The following is a 13,238-nucleotide window of genomic DNA, read 5'->3' as shown; positions in this document are numbered from 1 at the left end:
AACCGATCCCACTCCATGCTCGCCAACCTCACCATCAAGCAGCGCGTCGTCATCAATGTCGGTCTCAGCCTGGCCCTGCAGGCCTATGTGATCACCGGCGTGCTGGCCGGCTGGAGCGCGGGCACGCTGATCATCGGCAGCCTGCTGATCGGCGGCCTGATCCTCTGGCTCTACCTGGACAGTGCCGCGCAGACCGGCCAGTTCGTGGTGCGCCTGATGCAGGGCGCCCAGCGCATGTCCGATGGCGATTTGCGCGAGGACGTGCCCATCACCGGCAGCCACACGGCGCGCGAGGGCCTGCAGGTGATGCAGCAGCTGCAGGAAAACCTGCGCGACATGATGGGCACGCTGAAGGACGGCTCCGAGCAGGTGTCCACCGCGGCCAGCGAGATTGCTGCGGGCAACCTGGATCTGAGCCAGCGCACCGAACAGGGCAGCGCCGACCTGCAGGCCTGCGCCCACTCGCTGCGCAGCATGACGGAAGCCGCCCAGCACAGCTCCGAAGCCATGGGCGAGGCCAGCGGCCTGGCCCAGAACACCGCCCGCCTGGCCAAGGACAGCGGCGCCGTGGTGGGCCGCGCGGTGGAGGTGATGGGTCAGGTCAGCCACAGCAGCCGCAAGATCGCCGACATCATTGGCGTCATCGACGGCATCGCCTTCCAGACCAACATCCTGGCCCTGAACGCCGCCGTGGAAGCGGCGCGGGCCGGCGAGATGGGCCGCGGCTTTGCGGTGGTGGCGGGCGAGGTGCGCTCGCTGGCCGGCCGCAGCGCCGATGCCGCCAAGGAGATCAAGAGCCTGATCACCAGCTCGGTCGAACAGGTCGAGCAGGGCTCGCAGTTGGTGAACGACACCGGCGCGCGCATGCAGGAGGTGGTGGGCGCGGTGGAACGCGTGGCCGCGCTGATTGCCGACTCCACCGCCATGGCGCGCACGCAAAGCAACGGGCTGCAGGAGATCGCCGATTCGGTGGACCGCCTGGACCAGTCGATGCAGCAGAACGCCGCCCTGGTGGAAGAGGGCGCCGCGGCAGCCGAAAGCCTCAAGGCCCAGGCCCAGCGCTTGAACGAACTGGTGCAGCGCTTCCGCACCCGCTGAGCTTGCGCTGACCCCCGGCGGCCGCCCGCGCAGGGCGTGCGAGGATCGCCCGCCCTGCCTGCCCCTGGAGCCGCCGCCGTGACCCTGCGCCAGACCCTCGCCTTCCTGTTGTTCGATTGGCTGCAGGTGCAGACCTTGTGTGAACGCCCGCGCTTTGCCGAGCATTCGCGCGAACAGTTCGAGGCCATGCTGGACGCCGCTGAGCGCAGCGCGCGGGAGCAGGTGGCGCCGGCCAACCGCGCCTGCGATGCCGAAGAGCCGCGCCTGGACGCCCAGGGCCGTGTGCAGCTGCCCGCCAGCACCGCCACGGCCTTGCGCGCGTACCGAGACAGCGGCCTGCTGGCCGCCACCGCCGATGCCGAATGGGGTGGCCTGCAACTGCCCTGCGCCGTCGCCATGGCCGCCAATGCCTTCTACAGCCGGGCCAGCGTGGGCGTGGCGGGCTACGGCCTGCTGACCAGCGGCAACGCGCACCTGGTGCTGGCCCATGGCACCGCGCGCCAGCGCGAGGTGTTCGCCCAGCCCTGCCTGGAAGGGCGCTGGTTCGGCACCATGTGCCTGAGTGAGCCGGCGGTGGGTTCTTCGCTGGGCGACCTGACCACGCGTGCCCGGCCGGACGGCGCCGACTTCGAGGCCGACCCGCTGGGCCCGCGTTACCGGCTGAAGGGCAGCAAGACCTGGATTTCCGGTGCCGACCACGAGCTGGGCGAGAACATCGTGCACCTGGTGCTGGCCAAGGTGGTCGGCGCCGACGGTGCGCTGCCGCCGGGTTCCGCGGGGATCTCGCTGTTCATCGTGCCCAAGTTCCGCGTCGAGGACGGTCGCCACAACGGCGTGACCCTGGCCGGCCTGAACCACAAGCTGGGCTGGCGCGGCACCGTCAACGGCCTGCTGAACTTCGGCGAGGCGGACGACTGTTTGGGCTACCGCGTCGGTGCCGAGGGCCAGGGTCTGGCCTGCATGTTCCACATGATGAACGAGGCGCGCATCGGCGTAGGCCTGGGTGCGGCGCTGCTGGCCTACGCTGGCTTCGAAACCAGCCTGGCTTACGCCAAGGAACGCACGCAAGGCCGCCCGGTGGGCCAGCGCGAAGGCCCGATGGTGCCCATCGCCCAGCATCCCGACGTGCGCCGCATGCTGCTGGCGCAGAAGGCGATTGCAGAGGGGGCGCTGGCCCTGTGCCTGTACTGCGCGCAGCTGGTGGATGCCGAGGACGAGGCCAGCCAGGAGCTGCTGGCGCTTCTCACGCCCATCGCCAAGTCCTGGCCCAGCCAATGGGGCCTGGAGGCCAACAGCCTGGCCATCCAGGTGCTGGGCGGCGCCGGCTACACGCGCGACTGGCCGCTCGAGCAGTACTGGCGCGACCAGCGCCTCAACATGATCCACGAGGGCACGCACGGCATCCAGGCACTCGACCTGCTGCTGCGCAAGGCCAGCCGGCCGCAGGCGCTGGGCCTGCTGGCCGCGCGCATCAACACCACGGTGGAAGCCGCACTGCAGCGCCCTGAGCTGGCCGAGGCCGCCAACCAGCTGGCCGCCGCACTCGCCCTGGTAGGCAAGGCCACCAAGGCCGCCTGGGCCAGTGGCGACCCGGCGCAGGCCGCGTTGCAGGCCACGCCCTATCTGCAGGCCTTCGGGCACACCGTGATCGCCTGGATCTGGCTGGATCTGGGGTTGTGCGACACCGACCCCGGCCGCGCCGCCGCGCGCCAGTATTTCTTTGCCTACGAACTGCCGCTGGTGGCGGCCTGGCTCGCGCCGGTGCTGGCGCGCCAGGCCCTGCTGGCTGACGTGAACCCCGACACCCTATGAGCGAACTGACCTGGGCCTGCCGCCCCTTTGCCGAACTCAGCGGCGCCGAGCTGTACGAGGCCCTGCGCTTGCGCTGCGAAGTCTTCGTCGTCGAGCAGCGCTGCCTCTACCTGGACGTGGACGGCGCCGACCCGCAGGCCCTGCACCTGATGGCCTGGCAGGCCGGCCGCCTGCAGGCCTATGCGCGCCTGTTCGCGCCCGGGCTGAAGACAGCGGATGTCTGCTTCGGTCGCGTGCTCACCGCGCCGGCCGCGCGCGGCACCGGCCTGGGCCATGAGCTGGTGCGCCGCATCCTGACCGAGTGCGAGCGCCACTGGCCCGGGCAGAGCATCACCATCTTTGCCCAGTCTCATCTGCAGCGCTATTACGGCGCGCATGGCTTCGTGCCCGTGGGCGCGGAGTTCATGGAAGACGACATCCCCCATCAGGAAATGCAGCGAAAGGCAGCGCCATGAAGGAATTGCAGGGCAAGACGGCCGTCATCACCGGCGCGGGCTCGGGCTTCGGCCTGGAGCTGGCGCGTTTGTGCGCGGCCGAGGGCATGAAGCTGGTGCTGGTGGACGTGCAGGCCGACGCCCTGGCCCGCGTGGCCGAGGAACTGGCCGCCCACCACCCGATGGCGCAGCGCGTGGATGTGTCGAGTGCCGCTGAGATGGAAACCCTGGCCGCCGCCGTGCAGGCCCGCTTCGGCGCGCCGCACCTGGTCTTCAACAACGCCGGCGTTGGCTTTGGCGGCCTGATCTGGGAGGCCCGCGTGGCCGACTGGAACTGGGTGATGGGCGTCAACCTGATGGGCGTGGTGCACGGCGTGCGCCTGTTCACGCCGCTGATGCTGGCCGCCGCCCAGGCCGACCCGACCTGGCAGGGCCATATCGTCAACACCGCCTCAATGGCCGGCATGCTGGATGCGCCGAATCTGGGCGTCTACAACGTCTCCAAGCATGCGGTGGTGTCCTTGAGCGAGACGCTCTACCAGGACCTGGCCCTGGTCAGCGACCAGGTCAGCTGCTCGGTGCTCTGCCCCTACTTCGTGCCCACCGGCATCCACCAGAGCCACCGCAACCGCGACAAGGACGAACTGGCCGCCCCGACGCCCAGCCAGCGCATCTCGCAGGTCATGGTCAACAAGGCGGTCGAGTCCGGCAAGCTCACCGCGGCCGATGTGGCCAAGCTGGTGCTGGACGGCGTGCGCGAGCGCCGCTTCTGGCTCTTCAGCCACCCCCAGGCCCTGGGGCCGGTGGGCGAGCGCGCAGAGGCCTTGCTGGTCGGGCGCAACCCGCCCGATCCGTTTGCGGACAAGCCGGAGGTGGGGGCGCAACTACGCACAGCTCTGCGGCGGGCTTGAGCGGCGCCGAGCCGGTTTGCTACTCAGGTTCCTTTGGGGGCGGCTACCTTGAAAATGGCACGGCACTCAGGATGAGAGCCGCCAGCCAAAGGAAGGCAGCGAAAAAGCCGACGAAAACCAGGGCAATTACCGTGTGCCACTTCCTCTTTGCCAAAAGCACCCAAAGCGGAGGGAGCATCAATCCTCCAACTGTGCCCAATACGGGCAAAGGCGCCTCGCCAATCATTGGCAGCAGCCCAGCTGCGAAAAGGAAGTAGGGGGCCGCAACAAGCCACCTCAGCCACCTCAACCAAGCAGTCCCCTGGGGCTCGGTGCGCGTCGAGGTAGGCGCAGCTTCGTCCCCACAGCCGTAGCCAAATTTGGCCGCGCCGCATGATGGGCAACTTGCTAAGGGTGGGAGGACCAATTTTCCGCAGCCATGGCAGACGTAGGAGGTCATCGATGTCATGTTCAGGAGGCGGTCTTTGGGCCAAGACGCCGAGAAGGAGGTGTGAAGGCAGACTTTGGCAGAATCCGCCCCCTTCGCGTTACGCCCCAGGGCGCCTCCTCAGGCGCCCTTGTTGTTTGTGGATCGAATCCTTTCCCAGATTGCCGCCGAACTGAAGGTTCGGCCGGCCCAGGTGCAGGCCGCGGTGGACCTGCTGGACGGCGGGGCCACGGTGCCCTTCATTGCGCGTTACCGCAAGGAGGCCACCGACGGCCTCGATGACATCCAGCTGCGTGAGCTGGAGGCCCGGCTGGGCTACCTGCGCGAGCTGGAGGACCGCCGCGCGGCCGTCATCAAGAGCGTGGAGGAGCAGGGCAAGCTGACGCCGGAGCTGCGCGCCGCCCTTGAGGCCGCCGACACCAAGCAGCTGCTGGAAGACTTGTACGCGCCCTACAAGCCCAAGCGGCGCACCAAGGGCCAGATTGCCCGCGAGGCCGGCCTGGCGCCCTTGGCTGAGAAGCTGTTTGCCGACCCCGGCCTGGACCCGATGGGCGAGGCCGCCGGCTTCATCAATGCCGAGGCCGGCTTTGCCGATGCCCTGGCGGTGCTGGACGGCGTGCGCGACCTGCTCAGCGAGCAGTGGGCCGAGGATGCCGCCCTGGTGGGCAAGCTGCGCGACTGGCTCTGGGCCGAAGGCCTGTTCCAAAGCAAGCGCGTGGAAGGCGCGAACGAGAACGACGCCGAGGTCGCCAAGTTCCGCGACTACTTCGACTACGACGAACCGATCGCCAAGGTGCCCAGCCACCGCGCGCTGGCGGTGTTCCGCGGCCGCACGGCGGGCTACCTGGATGCCAAGCTGGTGGTGGACGAAGAAGTGCTGCCCGGCAAGCCCACGCTGGCCGAGATGCGCATTGCCCGCCATCTGAACTGGTCCAACGAGAACCGTCCCGGCGACGCGCTGATCAAGAAGACTGTGGCCTGGACCTGGAAGGTCAAGCTCAGCATGAGCCTGGAGCGCGATCTCTTCACCCGCCTGCGCGAGGCCGCCGAGGCCACCGCCATCAAGGTGTTTGCCGAGAACCTGCGCGACCTGCTGCTGGCCGCACCGGCCGGCCGCAAGGTGGTGATGGGCCTGGACCCGGGCATCCGCACCGGCGTCAAGGTGGCGGTGGTGGGCGAGACCGGCAAGGTGCTGGACACCTCCACCGTTTACCCGCACGAGCCGCGGCGCGACTGGGAGGGCAGCCTGCACACCCTGGCCAAGCTCTGCGCCGCGCATGGCGTGAACCTGATCGCCATCGGCAACGGCACCGCCAGCCGCGAGACCGACAAGCTCGCTGCCGACCTGATCAAGCGTCTGCAAAGCCTGGCGCCCGGCGTGGCGATCCAGAAGGTGGTGGTGAGCGAGGCCGGCGCCTCGGTCTACTCGGCCTCGGAAGTGGCGAGCAAGGAACTGCCCGAGCTGGACGTGAGCCTGCGCGGCGCGGTGTCCATCGCCCGCCGCCTGCAGGACCCGCTGGCGGAACTGGTCAAGATCGACCCCAAGAGCATCGGCGTGGGCCAGTACCAGCACGATGTGAACCAGAGCGAGCTGGCGCGCAGCCTGGACGCGGTGGTGGAAGACTGCGTGAACGGTGTGGGCGTGGACCTGAACCTGGCCTCGGCGCCGCTGCTGGCGCGGGTCTCGGGCCTGACGCAGAGCCTGGCCGGCGCCATCGTGCGCCACCGCGATGCCCAGGGCCCGTTCAAGAACCGCAAGGCCCTGCTGGACGTGACGGGCCTGGGCCCCAAGACCTTCGAACTGGCGGCCGGCTTCCTGCGCATCCGCGAGGGCGACAACCCGCTCGACCAGAGCGGCGTGCACCCCGAGACCTACCCGGTGGTGCAGCGCCTGCTTGATCAGCTCAAGCTCCCCATCCAGGACGTGATGGGCCGCAGCGATGTGCTGCGCAAGGTCAAGCCCGAGGCCCTGGCCGATGAGAAGTTCGGCGCCATCACCGTCAAGGACGTGCTGGCCGAGCTGGAAAAGCCCGGTCGCGACCCGCGCCCCGATTTCAAGGTGGCGCGCTTCAACGACGGCGTCGAGGACATCAAGGACCTGCAGCCCGGCATGGTGCTGGAGGGCACGGTCAGCAACGTCGCGCAGTTCGGCGCCTTCGTGGACCTGGGCGTGCACCAGGACGGGCTGATCCATGTGAGCCAGCTGAGCAACAAGTTCGTCAACGATGCCCGCGAAGTGGTCAAGACCGGCGACATCGTGCGCGTCAAGGTGCTGGAGGTGGACCTGCAGCGCCAGCGCATCTCGCTCACGATGAAGATGGACGCCCAGCCCGAGCGCCGCGCTCCGCAGGGCGAGCGCCCTGGGCCACGCACCCCGAGTGCGGGCATGACGAACGCCAAGAACGCGCCGATGGGCAATGCTTTCGCCGCTGCGTTTGCAAAAGCGCAAACCTCCAAGCGCTGAACCCGGCGCGCCGAAAGCCTCCCCCATGAACTTGAAGCCCATCGCCCTGGCGGCCGCCATGCTGGCCGCCCAGACCGCCCACGCCCAGCAGGAAGTGGGCGCCGACGACAACCGCGCCAGCCCCCAGCAGCTGGACCGTGTAGAGGTGCGGCGCCAGAACACCGACACCGATTTGCGCCGTCGCCAGCCCGTGGCCAAGCAGATCTATGGGCGCGACGAGCTGGATAAGTACGGTGACACCCAGCTCAGCGATGTGCTCAAGCGCCTGCCCGGCGTGAACATGCAGGGCGGCCAGCTGCGCATGCGCGGCCTGGGTGGGGCCTTCACGCAGATCCTGGTGAACGGCGAGCCCGCGCCCCCGGGCTTCTCGGTGGAGCAGCTGAACCCGGCCCAGGTCGAACGCATCGAGGTCAGCAAGGCCCCGACGGCCGACCAGAGCGCGCAGGCGATTGCCGGCAGCATCAACATCATCCTCAAGGACGCGCCACGCGTGGTGCAGAAGGATCTGCGCCTGGGGCTGGCCTACAACCACGACAAGCCCGTGGTGAACGGCAGCTTCACCTACGGCGACCGCGTGGCCGGCGGCATGGCGGCCGTGCTGCCGATCTCCTTCTTCTCCTGGCGCCTGCTGAACGAGACCGAGGGCGAGCGCCTCGGGCGCGACGCCCAGGGCCGGCCCCAGCGCCTGGCCACCGAGGGCTGGGATCTGCCCTACGGACATGGCTTCAACGTCGCGCCGCGCGTCAACTGGAAGCTGGGCGAGGACGAAACCCTCAGCCTGCAGGGCTTTGCGGTGCGCAACAACTTCCGCAACCTGGGCCACACCGACACCACGGTGCTGCAGGGCGCGGCGCCCACCAGCGTGGACGACCAGTTCAGCAACCGCGGCAACTTTCAGGCCGCGCGCCTGAGCCTGCAATACAACAAGCGCTTTGAGGACGACCAGCGCATCGAGCTGCGCAGCACCGTGGGCAATGGCGGGGCCGAGTTCGACACCCGCTTCCTGGGCCGCAACGCCGCAGGCGTGCAGACCATGGACCGCCGCACCACCGGCGAGGGCAAGAACCGCGGCGCCACCCTGAGCGGCAAGTACTCGCGCTTTCTGGGCGAGGCGCACAGCCTGACGGTGGGCGGCGAGCTGGAACGCCGCAGCCGCGACGAGCAGCGCCGCACCGTGCAGAACGGAGCCGAGCTGTTGCCCGGCATCGAGGGCCAGCCCTTCGACGCCACCATCAACCGCAGCGCGGTCTATGCCCAGGACGACTGGGAGATCAACAAGCAGTGGTCCGGCTACCTGGGCCTGCGCCACGAGCGCATCCGCACCACCAGTGAAGGCGCGGGCAGCGAGTTCCGCAACACCAGCTCGGTCACCACGCCGCTGCTGCACCTGAACTACAAGTTCGACCCGGCCGCCCGCGACCTGCTGCGCATGAGCCTGACGCGCAGCTACAAGGCGCCCGATGTGCAGCAGCTGATCGCCCGCCCGACCATCAATACCGAGTACCCGACCAGCGGCGGCAACACCGAAACCGCGCCGGATCGGGTTGGCAATGCCGCACTCAAGCCCGAACTGGCCACCGGGCTGGACATCGCCTTCGAGAAGTACCTGAGCGGCGGTGGCCTGGTGTCGGTGGGCGTGTTCCACCGCCGCATCACGGGCCTGATCCGCAACAGCCTGGTGCAGGAATCCGTGCCCTGGGCGGCCGTGCCGCGCTGGGTGGCCAAGCCGATCAACCTGAGCCGCGCCAACACCTCGGGCCTGGAGCTGGAGATCAAGGGCCGCGCCGCCGAGCTGATGCCCGGCTGGTTCGCGCCCACCACGGCCCTGAACCTGCGCGCCGCGCTGTCTTTCTACGACTCCAAGGTCAAGGACGTGCCGGGTCCGGACAACCGCCTGGAGCAGCAGCAGCCCTGGTCGCTGAACCTGGGGGTGGATTACCGCCTCAAATCCCTGCCCGTCAGCATGGGTGCGAGCCTGGCCTTCACGCCCAGCTACGAGGTGCAGCAGACCGAGCTCACGCGCCTGGAAACCGGCCGCGCGCGCACCATCGATGCCTTCATCCTCTGGAACCTGAGCAAGACGGACAGTCTGCGCTTCGCCATCCAGAACCTGGCGCCGACGGCGGGCACCAGCAACACGCTGATCCGCGGCGGCGACTACAACTGGAGCGAGCGCCGGCCCAACACCTGGTACGCGCTCAACTGGGAGCACAAGTTCTGATGCAGGCCCTGCAGGTCTTCGCCGGAGCGGCCGCGCGCCAGCGCCTGGCCGAGCGAGGCCTGCAGCCGCAGGACGTGGGCCTGATCCCGGCCGCGGCGGGCGGGCCCAAGGGCTTGGTCCTCAACGGCCTGGATCGCCATCTGTTCAGCGAGTTCCTGCCACGCAGCCGGCAAGCGGTGCACCTGCTCGGTGCCAGCATCGGGGCCTGGCGCATGACCAGCGCGGCCTCGGCTGCAAGGCCCGAAGATGCCGAGGCGGCCTTTCGCGCCATGGCCGAGGCCTACATCGCCCAGCAGTACGACCCCGAGCCCGGGCGCAAGAGTCCGAGTGCCGGCTCGGTCTCCCGCAAGTTCGAGCAGACCCTGGCCGAGCAATTCGCCGGTCGTGAGGCCGAGGTGCTGGGCCATTCGCGCTGGCGTCTGCACATCGTCACCTCGCGCGGGCGCGGGCTGCTGGCGCGTGAATCGCGCTGGCGCACGCCGCTGGGCTACCTGGGCGCCTTCGCCGCCAATGCCCTGCACCGGCCCTGGCTGGGCCGCTGGCTGGAGCGCGTGGTGTTTTCGGACCCCCGTGAGCGCCTGCCCCTGCGCCTGGGCGACTTTCCCAGCCGTGAGGTGCATCTGAGCGAGCGCAACCTGCGCGCGGCCTTGCTGGCCAGTTGCTCGATCCCCTTCTGGCTCGAAGCCCAGGCCGATCTGCCGGGGGCACCCAAGGGCGCCTACTGGGACGGCGGCATCACCGACTACCACCTGCACCTCGACTACCGCGCCCTGCTCGGACGCGAGGCGCCGCTGGTGCTGTACCCGCACTTCCAGCGCCAGGTGGTGCCCGGTTGGCTGGACAAGGCGCTCAAGCACCGCCACCGCGCCAGCGATTTCCTCAGCAATATGGTCCTGCTGGCCCCGCACCCCGACTGGGTGCGCAGCCTGCCGGGCGCCAAGCTGCCGGACCGCAATGACTTCCTCAAGTTGGAACTGGCGGAGCGCCAGCGCCGCTGGCGCGTCGCGGTGGCCGAGAGCCAGCGCCTGGCCGAAGAATTCGAGCGCCTGACCTGTCAGGCCTCGATTCAGGCGCTGCCGCTTTAGAATCGCGATCTTTCCAAACCCCACAAGAGCGAGAAAGGCACGACGGGTTATGACACCGCGGACTACTTTCACCACTGAACGGCGCGCCTCCGCCGCGTGGTGCCGCGCCTGAATTTCCCTGCTCCTTCCTTCTCGAACGCGGCCCCCGGGCCGCGTTTCTCTTTCCAAGGTGACCCCATGATTTCGATTCAACTCCCCGACGGTTCCGTTCGCCCCTTCGAGGGCCCCGTCACCGTCGGCCAGGTGGCCGCCAGCATCGGCGCCGGCCTGGCCAAGGCGGCCCTGGGCGGCAAGGTGGACGGCAAGCTGGTGGACCTGAGCCACCTCATCGAGCAGGACGCCAAGCTGGCCATCGTCACGGAAAAAGACCCGGACGGGCTGGACCTGATCCGCCACAGCACGGCCCACCTCCTGGCCTATGCGGTCAAGGAGCTCTTCCCCGAGGCCCAGGTCACGATCGGCCCGGTGATCGAGAACGGCTTCTATTACGACTTCTCCTACAAGCGCCCCTTCACGCCCGAGGACCTGCAGGCCATCGAAGCCAAGATGCAGGAGCTGGCGAAGAAGGACGAGAAGGTCGAGCGCCGCGTGCTGCCGCGTGACCAGGCCATCGAGCACTTCAAGGCCATGGGCGAGGCCTACAAGGCCGAGATCATTGGCAGCATCCCAGCCGGTGAAGACGTGAGCCTCTACCGCGAGGGCGCCTTCGAAGACCTGTGCCGCGGCCCGCACGTGCCCAGCACGGGGAAGCTCAAGCACTTCAAGCTGATGAAGGTGGCCGGCGCGTACTGGCGCGGCGACCATCGCAACGAGATGCTGCAGCGTGTCTACGGCACGGCCTGGGCCAGCAAGGACGATCTGCAGGCCTACTTGACGCGCCTGGAAGAGGCCGAGAAGCGCGACCATCGCCGCCTGGGCAAGGAACTCGACCTCTTCCACCTGGACGAGCACAGCCCCGGCACGGTGTTCTGGCACCCCAAGGGCTGGACGGTCTGGCAGGAGGTTGAGCAGTACATGCGCCGCGTGTACCGCGACAACGGCTACCAGGAGGTCAAGGGCCCGCAGATCGTCGACCGCAGCCTGTGGGAGAAGACGGGGCACTGGGACAAGTACCGCGACAACATGTTCACGACGGAGAGCGAGAAGCGCGAGTACGCCCTCAAGCCGATGAACTGCCCGGGCCACATCCTGATCTTCAAGCAGGGTGTGAAGAGCTACCGTGACCTGCCGCTGCGCTACGGCGAGTTCGGCCAGTGCCACCGCAACGAGCCCACCGGTGGCCTGCACGGCATCATGCGCGTGCGCGCCTTCACGCAGGACGACGGCCACATCTTCTGCACCGAAGACCAGATCCTGCCCGAGTGCATCGAATACACGGCGCTGCTGCAGAAGGTCTACAAGGACTTCGGTTTCGAGAACATCCTCTACAAGGTGGCCACGCGCCCAGACGCCCGCATCGGCTCGGACGAGATCTGGGACAAGGCCGAGCACGCGCTGATGGAATCGCTGCGCGCCTCGGGCTGCGAGTTCGTCATCGCCCCGGGCGACGGCGCCTTTTACGGCCCCAAGATCGAATACACGCTCAAGGACGCGCTGGGCCGCGAATGGCAGTGCGGCACGATGCAGGTTGACTTCAGCATGGCCGAGCGCCTGGGCGCCGAATACGTGGCCGAGGACAGCAGCCATCGCCCCCCGGTGATGCTGCACCGCGCCATCGTCGGCAGCCTGGAGCGCTTCATCGGCATCCTGATCGAACAGCACGCCGGCGCACTGCCCACCTGGCTGGCGCCGCAGCAGGTGGTGGTGTGCTCGATCAGCGAAAACCAGGCCGAATACGCCCAGGAAGTCGCAAAAATGTTGCAGAAACAAGGGCTTAGGGCTCAGGCTGACGTTCGCAGCGACAAGATCACCTATAAAATTCGCAGTCACGCCTTGCAAAAGGTGCCCTTCATCTGCGTCGTCGGTGACAAAGAGAAGGAAAACCACAGCGTCGCCGTGCGCGCCCGTGGCAATCAGGACCTCGGTGTCATGCCGGTCAGCGACTTTGCTTCGAAGCTCGCGGCCGACATCGCAGCCAAGGTCTGACCGCCCAGGCGCGCATCGCGTTTTCTGAAACCAACAAGGAACCACCATCGCTACCTTCTTCGACCGTCGCCAGCCGAACGTCGAGCGCAAGCATCGGCTGAACCGCGAGATCTCTGCCACTGAAGTGCGCCTGAACGGCGTGGAAAACGAGCCGCTGGGCATCGTTTCGATCATGGAGGCCCTGCGTCTGGCTGGAGAGGCGGACGTGGACTTGGTCGAGATTGCCGCCACCGCCAACCCGCCTGTGTGCCGGTTGATGGACTACGGCAAGTTCAAGTACCAGGAGCAGAAGAAGGCGGCCGAGGCGAAGGCCAAGCAAAAGGTCATCGACGTCAAGGAAGTCAAATTCCGCCCCGGCACCGATGACGCTGACTACGCCGTGAAGATGCGCAACCTGCGCCGCTTCATCGGCGAAGACGGTGACAAGGGCAAGGTCACGCTGCGCTATCGCGGCCGCGAGATCACTCACCAGGACATCGGTCTGCGTCTGTTGGAAAAGATCCGCGACGAGTTGGCCGACGTGGCGGTGGTGGAGCACATGCCGAAGTTGGAAGGCCGCCAGATGATCATGATCCTGGCGCCCAAGAAGAAGTAAGTCAGAGGAATCAGCGGGGCGGCTTTGGTCGGCGGCCCCACTGCATAAGCCGAGCAGGCCATCAAGTGCCGGAGTCTCTCCGGCCGCCCAGCCCGGCGCACATAGA

At 68.0% G+C, this 13,238-nt stretch carries 9 protein-coding genes; all 9 read left to right on the top strand.

All coding sequences use genetic code 11. The features are described 5' to 3' along the window. The first annotated feature begins 15 nt into the window (after positions 1-15). Entirely contained in the window at positions 16-1,098 is a 1,083-nt protein-coding gene (locus tag I7X39_RS13330) for a methyl-accepting chemotaxis protein (protein WP_198111643.1), read from the top strand. A 78-nt stretch (positions 1,099-1,176) separates the two neighbouring features. Continuing rightward, positions 1,177-2,910 carry an acyl-CoA dehydrogenase gene (locus I7X39_RS13325; RefSeq protein WP_198111642.1) on the top strand — a complete coding sequence of 578 codons (1,734 nt, stop codon included), beginning with the start codon at positions 1,177-1,179 and terminating at the stop codon, positions 2,908-2,910. After that, the gene (locus tag I7X39_RS13320; RefSeq protein ID WP_198111641.1) at positions 2,907-3,365 is read left to right on the top strand and encodes a GNAT family N-acetyltransferase; all 459 of its coding nucleotides are present in this window, start codon (positions 2,907-2,909) and stop codon (positions 3,363-3,365) included. The genes I7X39_RS13325 and I7X39_RS13320 overlap by 4 nt, the downstream gene beginning before the upstream one ends. Beyond that, positions 3,362-4,255, top strand: coding sequence for an SDR family oxidoreductase (locus tag I7X39_RS13315; RefSeq protein ID WP_198111640.1), 894 nt, complete (start codon positions 3,362-3,364; stop codon positions 4,253-4,255). Before I7X39_RS13320 ends, I7X39_RS13315 begins: the two co-directional genes overlap by 4 nt. A 566-nt stretch (positions 4,256-4,821) precedes the next feature. Beyond that, positions 4,822-7,146, top strand: a complete 2,325-nt coding sequence (locus I7X39_RS13310; protein ID WP_198111689.1) for a Tex family protein — start codon at positions 4,822-4,824, stop codon at positions 7,144-7,146. Between the two features lie 25 nt (positions 7,147-7,171). After that, on the top strand, positions 7,172-9,367 hold the full coding sequence (locus I7X39_RS13305) for a TonB-dependent receptor plug domain-containing protein (RefSeq protein ID WP_198111639.1): 2,196 nt from the start codon (positions 7,172-7,174) through the stop codon (positions 9,365-9,367). Continuing rightward, positions 9,367-10,452 carry a patatin-like phospholipase family protein gene (locus tag I7X39_RS13300; protein WP_198111638.1) on the top strand — a complete coding sequence of 362 codons (1,086 nt, stop codon included), beginning with the start codon at positions 9,367-9,369 and terminating at the stop codon, positions 10,450-10,452. Before I7X39_RS13305 ends, I7X39_RS13300 begins: the two co-directional genes overlap by 1 nt. A 177-nt stretch (positions 10,453-10,629) precedes the next feature. Then, positions 10,630-12,537: a threonine--tRNA ligase gene (thrS, locus tag I7X39_RS13295; protein WP_198111637.1), complete on the top strand. Its 1,908-nt coding sequence runs from the start codon at positions 10,630-10,632 to the stop codon at positions 12,535-12,537. A 46-nt stretch (positions 12,538-12,583) separates the two neighbouring features. After that, on the top strand, positions 12,584-13,132 hold the full coding sequence (gene infC, locus I7X39_RS13290) for a translation initiation factor IF-3 (protein WP_198111688.1): 549 nt from the start codon (positions 12,584-12,586) through the stop codon (positions 13,130-13,132). The last annotated feature ends 106 nt before the right edge of the window (positions 13,133-13,238 follow it).

This window comes from Inhella proteolytica, from assembly GCF_016093275.1.
GTDB lineage: Bacteria > Pseudomonadota > Gammaproteobacteria > Burkholderiales > Burkholderiaceae_C > Inhella > Inhella proteolytica.
The sequence above is the reverse complement of the archived record's forward strand: the minus strand, read 5'-3'. Positions and strand labels throughout refer to the sequence as shown.

Excerpts from the sequence above, each read along its gene's own strand:
- I7X39_RS13330 (WP_198111643.1), top strand. The coding sequence starts at position 16 with ATGCTCGCCAACCTCACCATCAAGCAGCGCGTCGTCATCAATGTCGGT.
- I7X39_RS13320 (WP_198111641.1), top strand. The coding sequence starts at position 2,907 with ATGAGCGAACTGACCTGGGCCTGCCGCCCCTTTGCCGAACTCAGCGGC.
- I7X39_RS13315 (WP_198111640.1), top strand. The coding sequence starts at position 3,362 with ATGAAGGAATTGCAGGGCAAGACGGCCGTCATCACCGGCGCGGGCTCG.
- I7X39_RS13305 (WP_198111639.1), top strand. The coding sequence starts at position 7,172 with ATGAACTTGAAGCCCATCGCCCTGGCGGCCGCCATGCTGGCCGCCCAG.
- I7X39_RS13300 (WP_198111638.1), top strand. The coding sequence starts at position 9,367 with ATGCAGGCCCTGCAGGTCTTCGCCGGAGCGGCCGCGCGCCAGCGCCTG.
- thrS (WP_198111637.1), top strand. The coding sequence starts at position 10,630 with ATGATTTCGATTCAACTCCCCGACGGTTCCGTTCGCCCCTTCGAGGGC.